The following is a 23,384-nucleotide window of genomic DNA, read 5'->3' on the forward strand; positions in this document are numbered from 1 at the left end:
ATAGAGAGCGATCGCTCTAGACAAATCCCTACTAATACTTCTGGTTTTACTCCCCATGAACGCAAGTAGTGTGCGAGTTGATTTGCTCTTTTGTTGAGTTCGTGGTAGCTTAGCTGTTCCGATTCAAAAACTACAGCCACTGCATCAGGCGTGCGTTCTACTTGCGCTTCAAATAATTGATGGATACACTGCTGTTGAGGATATTCAACTTCTGTATGATTCCACTCCCGCAGTAATTGATGCTGTTCAAATTCCCTCAACAGTGGTAACTCCGACAAACGCTGTTGTGGATTGGCAACAACTGCTTCAAGCAACGTTTGCAAATGACCCGCCATCCGACAGATCGTATTTTCCTCAAATAAATCTGTATTGTAATCTAAACTTGCAACTATTCCCCCCTCTACTTCTGTCATGTGGAGTGTCAAATCAAACATGACGTTACGATTATTGTTAGTTTCTAAGGGGGTTAAAGCTAAACCAGGCATTTCTAACGCAGGTATTGGTGCATTATGAAGCACAAACATCACTTGAAATAGAGGTGTATGACTCAAATTTCGCTGTGGTTCTAGTTCCTGCACTAACAACTCAAAAGGCATATCTTGGTGAGCATAAGCTCCTAAAGTTGTCTCACGTATACGCCTTAGTAATTCTTGAAAACTAGGATTACCACTGAAATTAGTACGTAAGACAAGGGTGTTGACAAAAAAGCCAATTAGTTGCTCAATCTCGTCCTGGTTGCGATTAGCAATGGGTGAACCCACCAAAATATCTTCCTGACCACTGTAGCGATGTAGTAATGTCTTAAACCCTGCTAACAAGGTCATGAAGAGAGTTGTATTTTGATCGCGGCTAAGTATCTTTAACGCTTGTGTTAAGTCTGGGGATAGAAAAAATGATTTCCTTTTACCAGAGAAACTCTGAATTGCTGGTCGGGGATAGTCTGTGGGTAATTGCAAGACAGGCAAATTTCCACTCAGCTTTTGTTTCCAGTAAGTGAGGAGATTGTCCAGAACTTCTCCCTGCAAATACTGTCGTTGCCAAACAACAAAGTCTGCATACTGAATAGGTAATTCTGGTAATGGTGAAGGTTGATTCTGGCAGAAGGCTTCGTAAAGCGTTGTTAATTCTCTAATAATTACTCCCAACGACCAACCATCCGTAACAATGTGATGAATGGTGAATAATAATATGTGTTCTTCTTTACTTAAGTGTAAGAGAATACAACGCAGCAATGGATCTTCAGTTAAGTTAAAGCATCGCGATGCCTCGCTATCAATAAGTCTTTGAATTTCAATTTCGCGCTTTGCTTCTGGTAATTCTTGAAAGTCAACTATGGGTAAGGTTAAGTTTAAAGTCGGATGAATTACTTGGACAGATCGTCCTTCAACCGATGTAAAATTTGTTCTTAATACTTCATGCCGTCGCACGATTTCGTTGAGACTAGATTCCAGTGCTGTGACATTCAGTGAGCCTTTTAAGTATAAACATGTAGGTACGTCGAATAGTTGACTAACTTTTGTCAACTCTTCTATAAACCACAATCGCTGTTGAGCAAACGATAGAGGTAGGGTTCCCTGCCGTTTTACTGGGCGGATACGTTGCTGTTCAGCAACTAAAGCTACATTATTTTTACGTATAAAACCCTCTACCAGTTGAGCCAGTTGAGCGACAGTAGGTGCTTCAAACAAACAGCGTAAAGGTAACTCTAGCTTAAAAGCTTCCCGCAACCTGGAAATAGCTTGGGTCGCCAATAAAGAATGTCCACCCAAATCAAAGAAATTATCATGAATACCGATATGCTCTTGCTTTAATACCTGACCCCAAATATCAGCAACGATCTCCTCTGTGGGAGTACGAGGTGCAACAAAACCCAATTCAGATTCATTCTTGAAACTTGGTACAGGTAATGCGCGGCGATCTACTTTACCACTGGGAGCCAGGGGCAATGCTTCGAGCAGTACAATTGCAGAAGGAACCATATGCCCTGGTAGCTTTTGTTGAAGAAAATCACGTAACTGTTGGACTAGCTGATTACTAGTTGCATCATCCTGACAAAACTCAGACTTAGGCACAACATAAGCCACCAAGCGTTTATCATCACCGTTGTGTTCTCTAACTACAACTACCGCTTCCCTAACTGCTTGGTGTTGAACCAAAAATGCCTCAATCTCTCCCAACTCAACCCGGAAACCGCGAAGTTTCACCTGATGGTCAATACGTCCGAGGAATTCTATATTGCCATCACCAAGCCATCTTCCCAAATCTCCAGTTTTATAGATTAAATCTGGGCGATTTGCTGGTAAGTTGTTGCTCGCATCTGTAAACGGGTTAGGAACAAAGCTTAATTTAGTTTTTTCTTCGTTTTTCCAGTAACCAGCACCCACACCAATTCCCGATACACAAATCTCTCCTGGAGCACCAATCGGTAATAATTGCATTTGCCGATCGAGAATGTAGAGATTTAAGTTTGCTAAGGGTTTACCAATTGGAACTGTTCGCTGATTTTCTGGCAAAGGCTTGTCAACGATAAACTGGGTGATATCATCTGCTGCTTCAGTCGGACCGTAAGCATTCGCAATTTTGACGGAGGGATATATCTGCAACCACTTATTTACCCAACTTACTGATACCGGTTCCCCCACAACCATCATCCATTTCAAAGATGGTAATTCTCTTTCGGCAATTGCTAGCCTTGAAGTATATTCTAGTAAGCTGCCAAATAATGCTGGTACTAATTCAACAACTGTAATTTTTGATGATTTGAGTACTTGGAATAGTTTTTCAGGAATCGCAACAGTTTCAAGATCTACTATTACCGTCTTTCCACCGATGAAAAGTGGTGCCAAAAATTGCCAGACAGAAATATCTGTTGAAGAAGGGGCGCTTTGCAGAAAACAAAATTCTTCTGTTAATTCCAACTCATCAAATTGAGCATAAATATGATTGACTGCACCATCATGTCTGACTATTGCTCCTTTGGGTAGTCCTGTGGAACCTGATGTATACAGCATGTAAGCTGGATCGCCAGCATCATTCATCTGTTCTACATTATGGGTAGAGAGATTATAAAAATCAAACTTATTGTATATTTTTAACTCTGCGTTATTATCAAGAAGTGTACGTTCGGGAATTACATCATCTAAACAAATAATAGATGATAATTGCGAACAATCTTCTCGCAAGTCTGATAAGCTGTTTAATAGCGAAAAATCTGTTAATAGACATCTCACTTCACTATTAGATAACATATATTTAATTCGATTTGGTGGGTAAGTACTATCAATGGGTACATATGCACCACCTGCCTTGTATATCGCAAGGATAGCAACAAGGAAATTGATATCGCGGTCTTTAAAAATACCTACAAACTCTCCTTTGCAGACTCCTAATTTTCTCAATAATCCGGCTAGTTGATTAGCTTTTTCGTTTAACTCTTTATATGTTAGTTGAGTTTCTTTATGAATAACAGCTATATTGCTTGGAGTCTGAGATACTTGCTGTTCAAATAATTGATTGATTGTTTGCTCAACTGGATAGTCTTTAATATTGTTATTATATTGTTTTAGCAACTGGTGTTGATCGGAGTCTTTCAAGAAAACAACATCTGATATTTTAGTATCAACATTGTTGATAATACTTTCAAGAACATTAGTATAATATTTACTTATAAATTCTATATTTTCATCTTTAAAAAGATGTTGATTGTACTCTATATTAGCACTAATATTTTCACTGTTAATTAAAAAAGAAAATGTGATGTCATTATTGAGGTTATTTAAATTGTTTTTGTTATGAATATTTTCTAATAAAACTATGATATCAAAAAATGGACAACGATTCGGACTTGTTGGTATTTCTAATAACTGAATTAATTCATCAAAATGATAGTTTTGATGACTATAAGCACCAATAACTGAATCTTGAACTTGAAACAAAAAATCTTTGAATGTAAGTTGAGGTATCACCTGAGTCCGCAGGGGAATAACTTTGCTATTTAAATCATTAGTACCAATTTTTTCATATATCGGTATTCCGACAATAACATCATTGTTTTGAGTGTATTTTTGCAGCAGTATATTCAATACAGATACAAGGATCAAGTATATTGAAAAGTAAGAACCTTTAGCTAGCTTAATGATTGCTTGAGATAAATCATGCGATAAATCAAAGCTAAGAGACTTATTTTTAGTAATAGAAAGTGAAGGTCTTATATAGTCCAGAATCAGATTTGTTTCTGGCAGTTCTCCTGATAATTTATTGATCCAATAAATCTTTTTAGAAAATAATTTATTTGTGCGTAAATGCATACCCATTTTTTCTCCTTGTCGCCAAGTAATGGTTAAGTTGTAAATATGATTATGTCAATGGGATTTGGTATTCACTTACTCATTAGAAGAGTTTCTGCTCGTAGAACATCCTGAAACAGGGTGGGCATATCAATTATTAAAGGTAGAAAAGTTTTAATTCCTGTATCATTATGCTGTGTTAACTGTTTAACTACACAGAGCGAAAGTCCAATCAAATAAGTAAGTAGGCGGAAATAAACATCATTATGTTAGGTAATATAAAATTGCTGAAACCCTTACTAATGACAAAGGAAAAATGACGCTCCTAACTAGTTAACTGTATTTGTGCCGACCTACTGAATGCTTCTTTTTCTAACATTGAAGTAACTTCTTGCTCTTCTGGCGTCAAAAATGCTAAGTCTTTAATTTTGACATTAGGATTAGTTATCATCTGTTGCACGAGCATTTCAATATCTTCGAGTATTCCGGCAATAGTATCAGTATCAAATCTTCTAGAATCATAGGAGAAAGCTATTAATAACTCTTCATTTGGGTAGACAACTAAATTCAGAGGATAGTTATTTCTGTAATACAATTCAGTATATTGAATTTCTAAATTTATCTTACATTCTTGTAAAAATTGGCTGACTGGAAAGTTTTCAATCACCACAATACTTTCAAATAAAGTTAAGTTTCGCGGTACTTCACTCCATCCATGAATTTCCGTCAATGGAGTATATTCATAGTCACGTGCTTCAACCAGTTGAGTCTGTAAATGCTGTAGCCATGACAACAAAGACTGTTCAATATCTATCTGGACATAGATTGGCAATGTATTAACAAACATACCAACCATTGACTCTGCTCCCTCCAAATCTACCGGGCGTCCAGTAACAGTACAGCCATATAGTATGTTGTTGCGTCTGGTATAGCGGTTGAGGAGAATAACCCAGATACCGTTAACTATGGTAGCGAGGGTAAGACGATGTTGTATCGCCAAGGACTGTATTGCCTGTGTGCTTGTTGATGATAGCTTAATTCTTTCTTCATCGTACCTTTCTTCCTGAGTAGACAATTGGTCAATTTTTTCTATGTAAGTGAGAGAAGTTGGTGCTTTAACACCTTGTAATGCTTGTCGCCAAAAAATTTCGGCTCTAGATATGTCCTGCTGCTGCAACCAGTCAACGTAGTCTCTAAAAGGACGAGTAGGTGCTAAAGATATTTCTTTATTCTGAGAAAGTGCTTTATAAATTTGCACAAAATCCTGGATTATTAGTGGACCTGTCCAACCATCTATGATGATGAAGTGATAGCTCCAAATAAATTGATAGTAGTCATCAGCAAGACGAACTAAAGTTTGACGCATCAGACATGGCTGGGAAAAGTCAAAACCTTGCTTGCGATCGCTGAGAATAAAAGATTCTAATTGTTTTTTTTGTTCAACTGGCTCCAGATTACGCCAGTCATGCTGATTTAGGGGTACTTTTACTTGTTTGTATACAACTTGTAGTGGGGTTTCAGCTTCTTTCCAATAAAATCCAGTACGTAAAATTGTGTGTCTATCAACTACAAGTTGCCAAGCCTTTTCAAAGGCATCGATATCAGGATTGCCACGCAAAGTGAAGATATGCTGGAAAAAATATAGTGCAGATTGTTCAGAATATAAACAATGGAAGAGAATGCCCTTTTGTACAGGGGTGAGTTCGTATATATCTTCAATATTTTCTGCTTTCATTTATTTTTTACTCACTTGTTTGGTTAATTCTTGCCAGAAACTGATCCAATTTTTGTTTGTTCAAGTTAGCTTTTGGAAAGTCGGAAGGTGTATACATTACTGTTTCAATAGACTGACACTTAACAATCAGCGATCGCAATGCTTCTAGAAAATTATTTGCCAATTTTTCAATTGTTTCTCGCCGATGAATTGCTTGGTTGTATATCAAATGAAATTGCAATTCATCTTTAACAACAATTCCATTAATCTCTAGCAAATAAACTCTGTTGGTAGGTGTACTATAGCTGAGTCCTTTCGATTTTTGGGGGAGACAAAATAAAGACAGCTCTGAAATCATTTGGTCATATTGACCTAAGTAGTTGAAACTCACTTCACTCTGAGGAAAAGCTTGCAGTTTCGATTGGATCTCCTGCTCGCTGCTCAAGTACTGTAGTATGCCATAGCCGATACCAGTGTTCGGAATGCTACGCAAATACTCTTTTATTGTGATTAATGAATCTCCTTGGTCTGCAGATTCTGTTGTATCCAAAATAACTGGAAAATAAGTAGTAAACAAACCAACAGTACGGGATAGATTTATATCTTTGAAGATTTTTTCTCTACCATTACCTCTAATATCCACCCGCAGTTTCCGTTCTCCCGTCCATTTTGCAAAAGCTTGCACCAAAGCTGTGAGTAACACATCATTGATTTGAGTATTATAGGCTTTGTGTATCTCCTCCAGTAGAGCTTTTGTTTCTTGTTTATTTAGACAAACTGATACTATATCTGCATTAGCTGCTGTATTATCACCTGTTGAATAGTCAACAGGTAAGCGGCTAAATGGTTTTTGCATTTCTTGGAGCCAATAGTCCCGTTCTGGGATCATTTCTGAAGATTCAGCATACTCTTGTAGACATTCTACCCACTGCATATATGAGGTAGTATTATCTGGCAAATGTATCGCCTTGCCCTGACTGATTTGCTGATAAGCTGTTTGCAAGTCTTCTAGCAAAATTTGCCAAGAGACACTCTCAACTGCAAGGTGATGAATGATAATTAGCAGGTAGCTAGTTTGTTGTGGCGCTAGGTCAAAGAAGGCAAACCGTACAAGTGAACCTTCAAATAAGTTCAAACTTGCCTCTAGTTCCGCAGCTTGTGATTCTATCGCGAGTTCTCGCTCAATTTCTGGTATTGTCGACAAATCTACTCGTTTCAATTCAATAGTATCATGAAAACTGGCATAACTTTGTTGCCAGCCAGATTCTGTTTGGATAAAACGTAGGTGAAATGCATCATGATGTTGAATCAAATGCTGTAAAGCCTGCTCTAACAAATTGGGATCGCATATTTGCTGCATTTCCAGTAGTAAAGACTGGTTGCAATGATGTATATCGGGCTGATTTTGCGTCAGGAACCAATGCTGAATCGGTGTAAGGTGTAACTCTTGTGTTTCTAAATCTTGCTCAGCTTGGATGGTTTGAATAATAGATAAGTTTGCCGCTAATTCATCAATTGTCTGGTGTTGAAAAAACTGTTGAGCTGTTAATTTCAAGCCTACTTGATTAGCTTTGGCAGCGATTTGAATCGCGGTTATGGAATTTCCACCCAACTCAAAAAAGTTGTCATAGATACCTATCCGATCAATTCCAATAACTTGCTGCCAGAGATCGGCTAGCATTCGCTCGATTTCGTTACGGGGAGGTATGTAATCATTTCCTAGATTAGGGCGGGGATGATTTGCTTTAGAGGGATTTAGTAAAGATAATTTTTCCTCCAAAAGCGTTAATCCCTCTTCCAAATACTGAAAAGAATTATTCTGCTCAATTACAGCTTGGAAATCTTGTGTTGATACAACAACTTGGGATAACCTACATTGCAGAATGCGATTAAAAGCATCAACACCTTCTTGAGGCAATATCCCTTTTTTTAGACTTTCTTCACGCCCTTGTCTAATTTCGCTTGGCATTACAGTCTTAACTGCCATCCCTACTTCTTGCCAAGCATCCCAATTTATCGATACTGTGAGTTGAGCAAATGTGGAATTATTACGGTGAGCATAAGCATCTAGAAAGGCATTGGCTGCACAATAATCTACCTGCCCAAATTCACCTAATATAGAAGTTTTGGATGAAAAAAGCACAAATAAATCTAGATTTATATTCTTTAAAATCTCTCCCAAGACTAATGTGCCTTTAACTTTTGGTGCTAATACATTGGTTGCCATATCCCGCGTCTTGAGTTGGATGACACCACCACCAGCAATACCAGCCGCATGGATGACACCATTAATTTGACCAAATTTCTGTAATGCTTGAGCAATTACCGCCTGCATTTGCTCGGAATTGGTTACATCGGCATTTTTGACCTCAACTTGTGCTCCCAATTCTTCAAGTCTTAGCACTTTTTGTATCTTACGACTGACAGCATCTTCGCTATCATGATTTACTAGCCATTGTTCCCACTCGGAACGCTCAGGTAGTCCCCCTCGCCCGATTAGTATTAACTTAGCTTGTAATGTCTTTGCTAGATGTTCTGCCAATACTAAACCAATGTCTCCGAGTCCACCAGTAATTAAGTAAACTCCACCTTCTCTTAACTTAGTTTTGCCTGCAATGCGCTCATCTAACGGGATAGCTTCAAACGTTTGAATCCAACGGTGATATCCACGATAGGCAACTATCTCATTAGTCTGTTGTAATGTTAATTCTGCTACCAGGTTATCTATGAGTTTTTCTGATAAAGGGGTTTGAGCAGAATGCATCACTACATCAACACTACTGCAATTGATGTTCGGATATTCCTTGGGAATTACCTTGCATGGCCCTAATACCGTAGCCTTCTCTGGGCATAAACTTTCATCGCCAGTTACATTATGGATATTGCTGGTTACGACCATCAGCTTTGAGGAATCCGAAATATTTTGTCTTCCTATTGCTTGTGCTAAAAACAGCAGGCTATAGAAGTCAAGATACTGCAAATCTTCTAACAATTCTGGCTCATTGTTGAGCAAAGTATCATTCGGCGTAACACTCCAAAAATGGGCGATCGCATTTGGGTGAAAATCCTGCTTTTTAAGTTCCTGGAACAAGACATCATAGTCGTCTGGTTGCTGGGGATTGATGACATACATCCGGTCATTGAGCTTACTAAACTGTTCACCCATCTGCACGGTGATGACATCTTGATCCTGCTGTTCCAGTCGTTTGGCAAATTCGGCACCTACTCCATAGCTATCCACAAAGACCAAGCAATGCAACTTTTGCTTTGTCAGTTCTTCTGTTTGGAAAAACTCAAGTGGCATGGATTGTTTCCATACTGGAATATAAAACCAGTCAGCTATATTTGGTTTTTTGTCTAGCGATCGCTGCCATGCTGTTTCTGAGGTAGATGAGGAGTCTAGCTCAATAGAATAACGCTGATTTTCAACAGGATGACTCGATGGATTTTGCTCTAATGATTCCTGGGAGGCTGTTGACTCAAGCCAGTAACGCTGACGCTCAAAAGGATAGGTTGGTAAGGGAAGACGATGACGGCGTTCATTGGCGTAAAAACCTGACCAATCAATCTTGATTCCCAACATCCACAGCCGACCCAAGGTATGGAGTAAAAATGCTACATCTGAATGCTGCTCATGAGGATGGGGTATTGAGGTCAGCACAGTCAATTCTTCTGTATTCCAAGTCTCTCCACAACCAACTTCCAGTAGAATTCGCTGAGTGTCTTTGACTAACTCGCTAATTCCTTCATTAAAATGTACTGCTTCCTGTCGTTGTGCCCAGTAGTTAGGGTCTATTGCTTCAGCTTGAGTAATCCAAGTTCCACTAACATTAGATATGAATGGAATTGTCGGAGAATTGAGTTGAATTTTTTGTAACAACTCAGTGGAAAACTCTTTCGCTACCAGTGCAAGGACATCTTCAAGGGAAAAAACTCCAGCTAGAGTAGCAGCGACGTACTCTCCCATACCATGCCCAATCATTGCTTGAGGGAAAATACCCCACGACATCCACAATTGAGCCAAAGCATACTCAATGACGAACAGTGCGCTTTGAGCAAAACAAGTTTGTTGGAGTTTCTCTACTGCGCTTTCCCGCTCAGATTCGCTCTTATAAATTACAGAACGCAAATCTAACTCTAGATGTGGTCTTAATATTAGGCAGCAGCGATCTACCTGTTCGCGAAACATCGGCTCAGTTTCGTAGAGTTCTTTGCCCATGTCTGCATACAGCGCACCTTCTCCGGGAAATATGAAAGCAACGGAGTGAGTCCCTGACTCTTGAAATTGAGTTAAAACTCGTTGTGAGGATTGCTGATTCAATGCATTAATTGCATCTTGGGCATCGGAGCAAACTAATATTCGTCGATGACTAAAGTCTCTGCGCCCCACTTGCAAGGTATAAGCTACATCTGCAAGATTCAGATCGGGATTTAGCATTAGATGTTGGCTCAGATTTTGTGTTGCCGCTTCTAACGCAGACTCGGTTTTTGCAGAGAGTACTAACAATTGCCAAGGACGGGAAGGACTAGAAGCTGGAATTGTTGGGGCTTCTTGGAGAACCATATGGGCATTTGTTCCCCCCATTCCTAAAGAGCTAACACCAGCACGGCGTGGAGTCGAGCCTGTTTTCCATTGGGTTAGCTTTGTGTTGACATAAAAAGGACTATTAGCAAAATCAATTTGAGGATTGGGTTGCTCAAAGTTTAAGCTTGCTGGAATTAACTGATGTTTTAGAGCTAAAGCAGTCTTGATTAATCCTGCAACTCCAGCTGCTGCATCTAAATGACCAATATTGGTTTTGACTGAACCAATGGCGCAGAAATTCTTTTTCTCAGTACTAGCACGAAAAACTTTGGTCAGCGCGGCAATTTCAATCGGATCGCCCAAAGCTGTGCCGCTACCATGAGCTTCAATATAGCTGATTGTCTCTGGTTCTACTTCTGCTAGCATTACCGCTTCGGCGATCGCTTCTGCTTGACCATCGACGCTAGGCGCTGTGTAGCCGACTTTCATGGAACCGTCGTTGTTAATTGCAGCACCTTTGATGACTGCATAAATACAGTCACCGTCGGCGATCGCATCTTTGACTCGCTTGAGAACAACAACTCCCACACCGTTACCAATAGTTGTTCCCTGCGCTTTGGCATCAAAAGCATGACAATGACCATCAGGTGATAGTGGCCCTCCTGGTTCATAAAAATAACCAGTTTTTTGTGGCAATCGGATGGAAACTCCTCCCGCCAATGCCATATCACATTGATAATTCTGCAAACTTTGGTACGCGAGGATAGTAGCAACTAATGATGTAGAACAAGCTGTTTGAACTGTAATACTTGGCCCAGTAAGATTTAATTTATAAGAAACACGGGTAGAGAGAAACCCTTTATCATTTCCAATCAACTTTTGGTATGATTGTGCTGACCCTAATTGGTCATTATTCAAATCAAAAGATAAATAATTATTTAAGCTAGCACCAGCATAAACACCAATTCTGGTTTCACACTTACTTGAGTCATAACCAGCGTTTTCCAATGCTGACCAAGCGCATTCCAAAAACAGGCGATGTTGAGGATCTATTACTTCAACTTCTTTTGGATTAAGGTCAAAGAATGCAGCATCAAATAAATCAATATTTTCTAAAACACCACCAACTTTGACATAATTGCTATCATTTACCAACGCCGGAGATACACCAGCAGCTATTAACTCTTCATCTGTAAATAAGGATAATGACTCCACGCCATCTTGTAAATTTTGCCAAAAAGATTGTATGTTGATGGCTCCTGGAAAACGCCCTGCCATCCCAATAATAGCAATGCCTTCCATTAATTCATAAGTTTTTTCATTATCATCTTGTTTATTCATATAATTGAACCTTTTAAATAACTACCCTTCTCTTCCTTAGCGTCGAGGACGCTATTGGCGGTTCGTATAATACTTAATCAATTACTTGAAATTTTACATATGAAGGCACATCTTGAATTCGAGTTAAATCATTTTCCAAAATAACTGAATCGCCATTCTTATCAATTTCTTTAAAACCTGCAAATTTATAAGATATATACATCATTCTGTTGCGGTCATTTGGTATAAACTCTGCCAAAAGACGGACATTATTGCTTTGAGCCAGACTCATGACATGATTTAACATTATTGTCCCGACTCCCCTCGACATGACGCGACAGGACATCAGTAAAAGCTTGATTGTCCATATTTCTGCTTGGCATTCGATCAGAACTAAACCTATTTTTCCGTAGCTGCCATACTTATCTTCCAGACTGGCAATTAGCAGTTTATGGTTTTCTGATTGCCGAAAATGATTGAGTTCGTCATAGGAGTAGGTATAACCAGTTGTATTCAATTGGTTAGTTCGTAATGTTAATTCTTCTGCACGCTGCAAGTCTTCTTCTTTTGCAGAGGATATTGTGAAATTCATATTCAGAGTAGCTAAGAATTCGTCTGCTGTGCCAACAAATTCTTTCTCTGCATTTTGACGCTCTATATCACTAATATACATCAATCTTCTAATTCGTGAATCTTCCGTAACAAAACGGGGATTCATGACAGGCATATCTAAAATTTCTGCTATTGCATCTGCGTTTATACAGAGAATTTCTGGCAGAGTAAATTTTACTTCTTCTAGTTCAAATAATTGGTCATCAACAAAAGCGATCGCATCTAGACCAATATTCAGTAACCTAGCAATTTCCTTGAGGGAAGAAGCTTTAGAGTTCCAATTAATTTGGGGATATAAAAAATACTCTTTTAAACCAAATTCTTCTAGTTTGGCTATTGCCGTAGCACGTTCGTTCTTACTAGCTATAGATTGTAGGATACCACGACTATCTAAAGTCTGAATAAGGTTTACTATATTTTCTCGTAGAGAAACTTTCTCATCTTCCAGCAGAACTCCGTGCCATAGAGTATTATCTAAATCCCAAACGACACATTTAATGAACTTTTTATCTTTTTGTTTGCTATTTACATTTTGCTCTTGAGTACTAATCATGTCTTAAATTCTCTCTGCTAATTTCTTTTGTAAAAGAGTATAAAATTACGATCCATCATGTGTAAATAGTACTGTTTTAGAATGATGCAATATATTCAAAATAGTAGAAAAAATTCTCTTTTGTCTGAACCAATCTCCTATTTGAATATCATACCAAAATGACAATGATATGTTCTCATCTACTCCTGTCACATGGTGCCACCAAAAAGGTGGTACATAGAGCATTTCTCCAGCTTGGAGTATAATTTCCTTTTTTTGTTGCCAAGGAAACTTTGGAAATAATTCTAAATTGTAGTTGATAGGATTTACTTTACTACAATATTCTAAAGCGCCATTCTCTCCAATGGGTGGATAGAATGATAAATAATTTGAAGGAGGATACAGAAGTATTCTTTTTCTGCCTCGAATTTGAGCTAGAATATTATGCTCTCGATCAAAGTGAAGAGTGGTAGTATTACCACAAGAACCAAACCAGAAGTTAATTCTTGGTTTTCTATTAAAGTACTCTGGATAACTTATATCAACAGTTAGTTCAGGAAAATATTGTTCTAAATTTACCGCCGCCATATAATATCTTAAAGAATCTTCTGTGTTATTTTCACTAGATTTTATATCTAGATAGTCTTTGAACTTCATAAATTTGTCAGGATAAGTTTTATCGAATACATAATTATAATTATCCAAATAGTTTTGATCGTAACAAAGTACACGAATAGTATTATTACCACATTTTTTTAGTAGATAATCATTAGACCAATTTTTATAGGCATACCAATTTTCAGCAACACCATCAATTAAAAAAGGTTGATGTTGCTTCCAAAGCTCTATAAATTCTTTTTGACTAGGATTTGTAATCTTCAAAATTGAATCACTATTTTTAACTACCATAAAAAACTCCAAGAATTTAATTGTTCTTATTTGTCGAGTAATAGTGGCTTTTATTTAGCGTTGCTGAATTATAAGATGACTTTGCTCACTTAAAAAAGAATTTTCAATGATTTCAACGTCAAATTATTCCAACATTCATGCAACGAAATTAATTTTCTGGAACAGTAGAAACAGTTGAAAAAAGATAATTTTGATAGCCTGATTCTGCAATAGTAATTTCTTGAATTTGAGTACTACCTTCGATGATTTCCATAATTTTAGAGTCCCGTAAATACCTTTCAACTGGGTACTCACTACTACAACCATTGCCACCATGTATTTGTACAGCATCATTTGCTATTTTGGTAGCTGCTGTGGATGCAAAGTACTTCGCAATAGAAGTCTCTATAATCGATTTTGGATCGTTAATCTCTTTGAGATAACCAGCTTGATAACATAACAATCTTGCTGCTTTGGTGTTAGTTATCATCTGAGTAATCTTTTGACGAATTAATTGATGTTCTTTAAGATAAACACCAAACTGTTTTCGCTCGTTTGTATACTTGATACAAGCTTCCAAACATGCTTGAGCAATACCTACACAACCCGATGCCACGCTATATCGACCATAATCAAGTGCAGAAGAAGCAATGTAGGAAAATCCAAATCCTAATTTACCTACTAAATTTTCTAAAGAAACGTGACAGTTATCAAACTGCAATTCTGCTGACATTGAAGCCCTAACACCTAAAATACCAGACATTGGTTTGACTGACAGTCCTGGGCTATGTTTTTCAACTAAGAAAGCACCTGCTTTTCCCTCACATTTAGCAAAGACCAAAAATACATCTGCTATTTGTCCATAGGTAATCCATTTCTTTTGTCCATTTAAGACATAAGCATCACCAGCAAGCGTTGCTGTTGTTTCTACACTTTTGGCATCGCTACCTACATTCGGTTCGCTTAATGCAAAAGCAGCGATGATTTCTCCAGATGCAAATTTGGGAAGCCAATACTCTTTTTGAGACTTATTACCCCATTTACACAAAGCATGAGCAACCATGTTGTGAACTGTCAGCAAACTCCGCACAGAAGAACATCCCCGTCCAATTTCTTCGTTGAGTATGCCATAGGTAATCATGTCCATTCCTTTACCACCATATTCTTGGGGTAATATGGCACCAAGAAAACCACGTTCAGCTATTTTGTTAATTAGTTCTAGTGGAGTAAATTCTTTCCTATCCCATTCTCCAGCATGAGGACATATTTCTTGATTAACAAAAGCTCTAAATTCAGCTTGAGCGTTTTTTTGTTGAGCAGATAGTTCTAGTTTCATAATACCATTTCTGCCACAGAAAATGGCAATTTATATTTTATTACTGCACAAGAATAGCAGTTTTACGTGCAATTAAATTGGCGATAGAGTTGATTGTGCGGAAATTTTCAAATTCTAAGTCCTCGTTTTCAATGGCAATCTGAAACTCTTGCTCTACAAACAAAACAAGTTGCATGGCAAACATAGAATTGACAAAACCTAGAGCAAAAATGTCTTCATCTGGTTGCAAGTCATGATTGCCGAAAAATTTGTCAAGGAAAGTTTTGATTTTAGCTTGAATTTCGTTCATTAGTCTTGATTATTCCTATTTATTGATATACGTAAAATCCTTTACCACTTTTTCTACCATGTAACCCTGCATCCACCATTTTTTTGAGTAAGGGGCATGGTCTATATTTACTATCGTTAAAGTTTTCGTACAAGACTTCGATAGAAAATAAAATGGTGTCTAGCCCAATCAAATCAGCTGTTTCTAAAGGGCCCATTTTGTGACCGAAACAGCCTTTAAAGATTTTGTCTACATCTTCTGCTGTAGCAACTTGGTCTTGTAACAGAAAAACAGCTTCGTTAATAGTTAACATCAACACGCGGTTGGAAACAAAACCGGGCGAATCATTAACAATTATGCACTCTTTCCCCATCTGCGCTAGCATTTTTTTTGCTATCTCAATTGTTGCATCAGAGGTATGATACCCACGAATCATCTCCACCACCGGCTTCATTGGTACAGGATTCATAAAGTGGATACCAACAACTTTATCGGCACGTTTGGTAACTGAAGCAATGCGGGTAATGGGAATTGCTGATGTGTTAGCAGCGAATACGCAATCTGCTGGACAAATAGAATCTAATCGGGGATATACATCTCTTTTAATATCCCATTTTTCTGTGATGTTTTCTACGATAAAATCTGCATTTTCTAAAATTTTATAGTTTGTAGAAAACTCTATTTTTTCGATGATACCATCTGGAGTTTCTTGGCGATCGCTTTTTTTGAAAAAAGCCTGAAAGCGGATATTATTTCTGATTTCCTGTTTAGCTTTATCCAGAATATCTTCAGAAACATCTACTAGAATAACTTGATGACCTGTTTGAGCTAGGTTTTGTGCAACCCCTATTCCCATTACACCTGCACCAACAACGCCTACTGTTTGAATATTCATGATTTCAACTAACCTCAATTTACATTTGCTTGTACTTAAATACGGTAAATATTTGCATTAAAAGAGACACGTAGGTAAAGGAATCGGATGAGGACGCTCGTGAGCATAAAATCCCGCCCAATCTATTTGCACTCCTGCTAACCAAAGCCTACCCAATGTTTTCAGTAAGAATGCTAAGTCTGGTTTTTTATCGTAGGAATATCTGAGAGAGGGTAAGATAATCTGACTGACTGCTGGATTATTTTCTATACATTGAAGTGCAAAGCTACCTAGAGTCTGTCCAGGGCCTACTTCCAACAAAATTGGATACAGTTTTTTCCACAACTCTTGCATACCCGGAGCAAACAACACAGGTTGACACAGATGCTTAACCCAATAATCAGGATTTGTGGCTGATGCTGCTGTTATCCAAGTTCCTGTGACGTTAGATATATAAGGAATTTTTGGTGGTTGGAGGTTAAATGTTTTTACCAACTCACGTAAGTCAGAGGTAACACCCTCCATCATATGAGAGTGAAAAGCATGAGAAGTTTCCAGACGGCGACAAGCTAAACCTTTTTTAGTTAACTGTTTTTCCAAAGCTTCTATAGCATTGGTTTCACCTGCGATTACACGCATGGATGGCCCGTTGACCGCCGAGAGTGAGAGTTTGTCATTGAGTAGGGGAGATATCTCTGTTTGCGAAAGTGGAACTGCAAGCATTGCTCCACCTGGCAACTTTTGAATCATCTGCGCTCTTGCAGCAATCAGTGTTAAACCCTCTTCTAGGGATAAAACCCCTGCCAAGGTAGCTGCTACATATTCACCAATGCTGTAGCCAATCATTGCCACAGGACGAATTCCCCAGGATATCAATAACTGTGCTAAGGCATATTCAATGACAAAAATGGCTGGTTGAGCGAGGTGAGTTTGATTGAGTAAAGATGTTGCAGCTACTATCTTTGCATCGGTTTGTGTCTGGCTGCGACCTAACATTTTTCGCAAATCCAAACCTTGAGAATTTTCTTGAGGCGATTGTTGGTCTTGTTGAGAACCTCTGTGTGGATAGATTACATCTCGCAAATCTCGATCAAGAAGGAGTTTAAGAAATTCACAACAGTAGTCAACTCGATCCCGAAATATGGGTTCAACTTGGTAAAGTTCCCAAGCCATGTTGACGTAATGAGTACCAAGTCCAGGAAACATAAAGGCTACAGGACGTTCTTTTGTTTGTTGGATGTTGGTAAGGAAGCGTCTTGGATCTTCAAGTGCAGCGATCGCATCTTCTATATCCCGACAAACTACCATCCGCCGATGCTCAAAAGCTTGTTGTTCGCGTTGCAATGTATGAGCTACATCCGCAAGGTTGAAGTCACGATGCTGTCTCAGGTATTGTACAAGGTTTACAGTCGCAGTTTTTAGTGCTGAGTCAGTATGAGCAGAAAGTACCAACAATTGCCAAGGACGAGAAATGCTAGTAGGCATTGTTTACAAATTCCAAAATTGTCACTCAACATCAGCGAGAATTATTTCTTGATTTCCTCATCAGTAATTGTTTTTGTTTCTGACGCGCTTCTATTTGTTTTTGCACACGATCGCGCATCGGTTCAAAAATAGATTTTTCTTCTGCTGTTTGACTTAAATATTGCGCTAAGGAGTAAATAGTTGGGTTCTGAAACATCGTCACTATTGATATCTCTCGCTGCAAAATTGCACGCAGTTTGTTATTTACTTGCAGCATCAGTAGTGAATGTCCACCAAGGTCAAAGAAATTATCATGAATACCTACTTTATCTAGATGCAGTACTTCTTGCCAAAACTTTGCAATCTGCTGTTCCATTTCAGACTGGGGTGGCTGAAAAGATGCTGTTAACTCTGGACGCAGATTTTCAGGTGCTTTTAATGCACGTCGATCTACTTTGCCGTTGGGTGTCAAAGGTAAAGCATCTAACACGACAAAGGCAGAAGGAAGCATATATTCGGGCAGTTTTTCTTTGAGAAATCCCCGCAGTTCATTTACAGAAGGGGTAGCGTTTCCATGAGTAACTAGATATGCAACTAGACGACAATCATTGGGTATATCTTCTCTAGCTACTACTACCGTTTCTCGTACCTGTGGGTGTTGCTCTAATAAAGCTTCAATTTCTCCTAGTTCAATACGGAAACCGCGAATTTTTACTTGATGGTCAATTCTGCCCAAAAATTCAATCTTGCCATCTGTTAGGTAACGCGCTAAGTCTCCAGTTTTATAAAGGCGTTTTCCTGATTCAAAAGGACTAGGAATAAACTTTTCTCCAGTTAAATCAGGTCTATTCCAATAACCTCGCGCTAACCCAACACCACCAATATGCAATTCACCTGGAACTCCAACAGGAACTAATTGCTGATGTGGATCTAAGATATGGAATTGGGTGTTGGCGATGGGACGACCAATAGAGCTAACACCCTGCTGTTGCTCTTGAGAGTTTACCTTTTGTACTGCCGACCAAATAGTGGTTTCTGTAGGGCCATATAAGTTCCAAACTTCTTGACCTCGTTCTAGCAACTGATAGGCAAGTGAAGAGTCGAGGGCTTCACCACCACAAAGAATTTTCATGGTATTCTGGCTCTGCCACCCAGCAGCTATCAACATTCTCCAAGTAGCAGGGGTGGCTTGCATAACTGTGACACCATTGGAGACTAACTGTTTTAACAACTGGGTGCTGTCAGTGATAACCTCTCGATTGACTAATACTAAACGAGCGCCAACAATCAGTGGCAGGTACAATTCTAGTGCTGCAATGTCAAAAGATAACGTGGTGACAGATAGGAGAACATCTTCCTTAGCTAGTCCTGGAATTTGACGCATGGTACTTAAGAAGTTAACCACAGCGCTGTGGGGAATTTGTACTCCTTTAGGTTTTCCCGTAGAACCAGATGTATAAATTACATAGGCTAAATTTTCTGATCTGGCATTACTGATTAGATTTTCTGGGCTGTAATCAGCAAACGCTGTGCTGTCGGTGTCGATACATACTAGTTGCGCCGAATGTGGTGGCAAGTGATTAACTAAATGAGCATGTGCTAATAATACCGACACCTGAGAATCTGCTAAGGTAAAAGCCAAGCGTTCTTTAGGATAGGCTGGATCTAGGGGCATATAAGCACCCCCTGCCTTCAGAATGGCTAGTAATCCTACTACCATTTCAATAGAGCGCTCCATACAGATACCAACCATAACATCTGGCTTCACGCCTAGCTGCTGCAAGTAACGTGCTAGCTGATTGGCTCGGTTGTTTAACTCTCGGTAAGTTATTTGTTGCTTTACTCTGCGAGAAGCCGCGCTATGCGCGTCTACAAAGATAACAGCAATGTCAGACGGCGTTTTCTCTACCTGCGCTTCAAACAGTTGATGAATGCACTTATCTTGTGGATAGTCTGTCTTGGTATCATTCCACTCAACTAATAACTGTTGTACTTCAGGTGGCGTTAATAGTTGCAATTGTGAAATACATTGTTCGGGATCGCTAACTATGTTTGACAGTAAAGTCTGGAAGTGGCCAAGCATCCGGGTAATGGTATCTGCATTAAATAAATCTGTGTTGTACTCGCAAGTCGCAACCAAACCTTGCTCGGAATCCTCCATGAACAATGTCAAATCAAATTTAGATCTGCCGTTGTAACCTTCCTCATAAGTCATTGATACATCCGATAGACTTAGATTGGGTTTGGGCACATTCTGGAGAACGAACATCACCTGAAATAGTGGATTGTAGCTCAAGTCTCTGCTTGGCTGTAGTTCTTCTACTAACTTTTCAAAAGGTAAGTCTTGATGAACGTAAGCTTCTAAAGCTGTTGACTTTACCCGCGCTAACAAATCCTGAAAACTCAGGTCATCAGATAAGTCTGTACGCAGTACTAAAATATTGACAAAAAATCCTATTAATGACTCAATTTCTGCTCTGTTACGATTGGCAATCGGTGAACCGACTAAAATATCAGTCTGACCTGTGTAGCGATACAGCAAGATTTTGAAGGCTGTAAGCAAGGTCATAAACAGAGTTACTCCCTGCTGACGGCTCAAATTCTTCAGTTCTTTTTTCAGGGTAGGGGAAAGAACTAATTTCGCTTGAGCGCCTTTGAAGGTTTGCAGTGGCGATCGCGTCCGGTCAGTTGGTAAATTCAGTACAGTCAGCTCACCCTGCAATTTTTGTTGCCAATAAGTCAATAACGGTTGAATGCGTTCGCAATTAATCCATTTTCGTTGCCAATTGACAAAATCTCTATACTGAATAGGCAATTCAGAAAGTGGTGAGAGTTTGCCTGTGGAGAATGCTTCATATAGTGCAGCTAGTTCTTTGATCAGAACACCGATAGACCAACCATCTGCAATTATATGATGTAAGGTGATAATTAAATGATAGTTTTTGTCATTTAATTGTAAAATTTTAGCACGTAAAAGCGATTGAGCAGATAAGTCAAAAGGCTGCTGTGCTAATTCTGTAGCCAAACGTTTTGCTGCGCTATTGCGTTCGCTTGTCTTAAGCGAACGTAAATCTTCAATCGCCAAAGTTAAGGGTACAGCTTGATTGATGACTTGGACGGGTTGTCCATCTACCACTGTAAAGCTTGTTCGTAATACTTCGTGTCGTCTAATAATTTCGTTAAGACTATCTTCTAAGACTGCTAAGTTAACACAGCCTTTGAGGCTAATAACTATAGGAATATTATATGTAGGAGTATCGGGAGTTAGCTGATTGATAAACCACAATCCCTGCTGAGCAAAAGATAGAGGATGCATAGATGTATCTCTCTGTTGTTGGGTAAGAGATACTGACGGTAATCCGTCTGTCGTCATTTGAGCCAGTATCTTGGTGACGAGCGATCGCGCACTCATCCCTTCAAAGAAGTCTGCTACGGATACTTCAACTTCTAAGTCAACCTCAATCCGATTTTTCAACTCAAATACTTTTAAAGAATCAAGTCCGAGAGTGCTTAATGGTTCTTCCGGATTGATATCATCTGGTGCGATTGAAAGTACTCCTGCCAAGATTTCAATCAGATATGGTTCTAAAAGTGGTTGACATTCCCTTGGAGAAAGTGCCAAAAGTTCAGAACGCTGTAATCGAGTTTCCTTTCTTGCAATATCACTAATTTTGAGAATGCTGCTTCCAACTACATTTAGTTCATCTTTCTCAAACCGACTGCGAGTTGCACGTCTTTGAATCTTACCACTGGAAGTTTTGGGAATACTACCGGGTTTAATCAAGACTACAGCATAAACTTGTACCTCATGCTCTTCAGTAATCGCTTGGCGAATTGCAGAGATCGCTTCTTCTAAATTTGGCTTGGCGCGAAACTCCAATTCTTGTACAACTACCAGCTGTTCTTCGTTGTTAAGCTCTACTGTAAATGCTGCATTAGCACCAGAACGTAAGGATGGATGGCTGCGTTCTGCGGTTAATTCTATATCCTGTGGGTAAAGATTGCGACCTCGAATAATAATTAAATCTTTCGCTCTACCTGCAATGAAAAGCTCTCCATTCTGCAAAAAACCTAAATCTCCCGTCCGCAGGAATGGTCCTTCTCCTGTATCTGATAGATAAGCGTGGAATGTTTCCTCTGTCTCCTGAGAACGATTCCAATAACCTTGACCAACACTCGGCCCAGATACCCAAATTTCCCCGACTTCCCCAGGTTGACAACTACTGAGCGTATCTAGATTTGCAATGACTACCTTCTGTTCTGGTATGACTCGACCGCAACTGACGAAATGGTAGACATCCTCTTGTTTGGTAGTTGATTCGACTATCCGATGAGATTCTAAAGTAGATTTCTGGACTGTTTTGATAATTGGTGCTGTTGCTTTGTGTACACCAGAAACCATCAGAGTTGTTTCAGCCATTCCGTAACAAGGATAGAAGGCCTCTTTACGGAAGCCACAGTCTGCAAAAGATAAAGCAAACCGCTCTAAAGTTTCATGCCTAACTGGTTCAGCGCCGTTAAATGCGACACTCCAACTACTCAAGTCAAGAGTTTCTTTTTGTTGTTGAGTAATTTTTTGAGTACACAACTCATATGCAAAGTTGGGAGCACCACTTGTTGTACCTTGATAGCGAGAAATAGCTTGCAACCAACGATAAGGGCGTTGGAGAAAGGAAGTTGGAGGCATGAAGATGCAAGGAAAACCTCCATACAAAGGTTGCAATATTCCACCAATCAAACCCATATCATGGTAAGTCGGCAACCATGAGATAAACTTACTCTCAGCTGAATGCTCCATGAATTGGTAGGTGGTGGCAGCATTGTGTAGTAGGTTTCCATGACTAATCATTACACCTTTAGGCGTTCCTGTAGAACCAGAGGTGTATTGCAGAAAAGCTAAGGTATCTCGATGAATAGAAGGTTCTTGCCAAGTATCTTCTATGCCCTCTGCAAGATTATCGGTAGTCAGCCACTGTAAGGATTCTAGGTCAGTCTTTTCTGTCATTAAAGCTCGCACTGTAGGCAGAATTTCTGTTGTGGTGAGAGCTATGGCTGCTTGTGCATCTGTGGAAATAGCCTTTATTCTTGGTGTGTTGCGCTCGTTTCGAGGGGGATATGCAGTTACAGCCACAACTCCCGCATATAAGCAACCGAAAAAAGCAATTAAAAAATCAAGTCCTGCTGGATAAAGTAGTAAGGCTCGTTCTCCAGATAAACCATTAGCTTGTAATTGAGCAGCAATTCTACGGGAACGCTTATCTAGTTCTTGATAGGTTAGTGTAGCTTGTTCTGTTTCCCCATCCACCAAGAAGGTAAAAGCATGTCGATCTGGCTGGGTAGAGCTTCTTAAACGCAAGAGTTCAACAAATGTAGAACAGTTACCAAAAGGTTCAATGAAGCTATGAGAAAATTTACTCATTTTTATTTTCAACAGTTTCAATACAACCCTGATGCACTACTGCACTGCTGCCCTTCTTCTCACTTTGACAAGAGAAAAACAAAGAGCAAATCCTTAATCTCCGTACAAAATTTCAGTTTGAATGACTATGAATGACTACGTTCTCC

General features: G+C 39.1%; 10 protein-coding genes. All 10 read right to left on the bottom strand.

The genetic code is table 11. The annotated features are described in order from the left end of the window. Window positions 1–4,313 (bottom strand): non-ribosomal peptide synthetase (locus FIS9605_RS42045; RefSeq protein ID WP_082209932.1); only part of this gene is annotated, 4,313 nt, incomplete at its 3' end. Between the two features lie 298 nt (window positions 4,314–4,611). Next, complete coding sequence (locus FIS9605_RS39135; protein ID WP_051470237.1) at window positions 4,612–6,021, bottom strand: condensation domain-containing protein; 1,410 nt, start codon at window positions 6,019–6,021, stop codon at window positions 4,612–4,614. A 7-nt stretch (window positions 6,022–6,028) separates the two neighbouring features. Further along, window positions 6,029–11,866, bottom strand: coding sequence for a type I polyketide synthase (locus FIS9605_RS0132430; RefSeq protein ID WP_026736224.1), 5,838 nt, complete (start codon window positions 11,864–11,866; stop codon window positions 6,029–6,031). 73 nt (window positions 11,867–11,939) lie between these two features. Then, window positions 11,940–13,010: an HAD-IIIC family phosphatase gene (locus FIS9605_RS0132435; protein ID WP_026736225.1), complete on the bottom strand. Its 1,071-nt coding sequence runs from the start codon at window positions 13,008–13,010 to the stop codon at window positions 11,940–11,942. Window positions 13,011–13,055: 45 nt separating this feature from the next. Further along, window positions 13,056–13,898: a cupin-like domain-containing protein gene (locus FIS9605_RS40145; protein WP_026736226.1), complete on the bottom strand. Its 843-nt coding sequence runs from the start codon at window positions 13,896–13,898 to the stop codon at window positions 13,056–13,058. 148 nt (window positions 13,899–14,046) lie between these two features. Then, window positions 14,047–15,213, bottom strand: coding sequence for an acyl-CoA dehydrogenase family protein (locus FIS9605_RS0132445; RefSeq protein ID WP_026736227.1), 1,167 nt, complete (start codon window positions 15,211–15,213; stop codon window positions 14,047–14,049). 40 nt (window positions 15,214–15,253) lie between these two features. Then, window positions 15,254–15,502, bottom strand: a complete 249-nt coding sequence (locus tag FIS9605_RS0132450) for an acyl carrier protein (protein ID WP_026736228.1) — start codon at window positions 15,500–15,502, stop codon at window positions 15,254–15,256. A gap of 19 nt (window positions 15,503–15,521) precedes the next feature. Then, window positions 15,522–16,376 (bottom strand): 3-hydroxyacyl-CoA dehydrogenase family protein, encoded by an 855-nt coding sequence (locus FIS9605_RS0132455; protein WP_026736229.1) that lies wholly within the window; start codon window positions 16,374–16,376, stop codon window positions 15,522–15,524. Window positions 16,377–16,433: 57 nt separating this feature from the next. Beyond that, window positions 16,434–17,840: an acyltransferase domain-containing protein gene (locus FIS9605_RS0132460; RefSeq protein ID WP_026736230.1), complete on the bottom strand. Its 1,407-nt coding sequence runs from the start codon at window positions 17,838–17,840 to the stop codon at window positions 16,434–16,436. Between the two features lie 31 nt (window positions 17,841–17,871). Next, the gene (locus FIS9605_RS0132465; protein WP_026736231.1) at window positions 17,872–23,238 is read right to left on the bottom strand and encodes a non-ribosomal peptide synthetase; all 5,367 of its coding nucleotides are present in this window, start codon (window positions 23,236–23,238) and stop codon (window positions 17,872–17,874) included. Window positions 23,239–23,384: the final 146 nt, after the last annotated feature.

Origin of the sequence: Fischerella sp. PCC 9605, from assembly GCF_000517105.1 — a bacterium.
GTDB lineage: Bacteria > Cyanobacteriota > Cyanobacteriia > Cyanobacteriales > Nostocaceae > PCC9605.

Coding starts and splice junctions, on each gene's coding strand:
- FIS9605_RS39135 (WP_051470237.1), bottom strand. CDS start 6,021: ATGAAAGCAGAAAATATTGAAGATATATACGAACTCACCCCTGTACAA.
- FIS9605_RS0132430 (WP_026736224.1), bottom strand. CDS start 11,866: ATGAATAAACAAGATGATAATGAAAAAACTTATGAATTAATGGAAGGC.
- FIS9605_RS0132435 (WP_026736225.1), bottom strand. CDS start 13,010: ATGATTAGTACTCAAGAGCAAAATGTAAATAGCAAACAAAAAGATAAA.
- FIS9605_RS40145 (WP_026736226.1), bottom strand. CDS start 13,898: ATGGTAGTTAAAAATAGTGATTCAATTTTGAAGATTACAAATCCTAGT.
- FIS9605_RS0132445 (WP_026736227.1), bottom strand. CDS start 15,213: ATGAAACTAGAACTATCTGCTCAACAAAAAAACGCTCAAGCTGAATTT.
- FIS9605_RS0132450 (WP_026736228.1), bottom strand. CDS start 15,502: ATGAACGAAATTCAAGCTAAAATCAAAACTTTCCTTGACAAATTTTTC.
- FIS9605_RS0132455 (WP_026736229.1), bottom strand. CDS start 16,376: ATGAATATTCAAACAGTAGGCGTTGTTGGTGCAGGTGTAATGGGAATA.
- FIS9605_RS0132460 (WP_026736230.1), bottom strand. CDS start 17,840: ATGCCTACTAGCATTTCTCGTCCTTGGCAATTGTTGGTACTTTCTGCT.
- FIS9605_RS0132465 (WP_026736231.1), bottom strand. CDS start 23,238: ATGAGTAAATTTTCTCATAGCTTCATTGAACCTTTTGGTAACTGTTCT.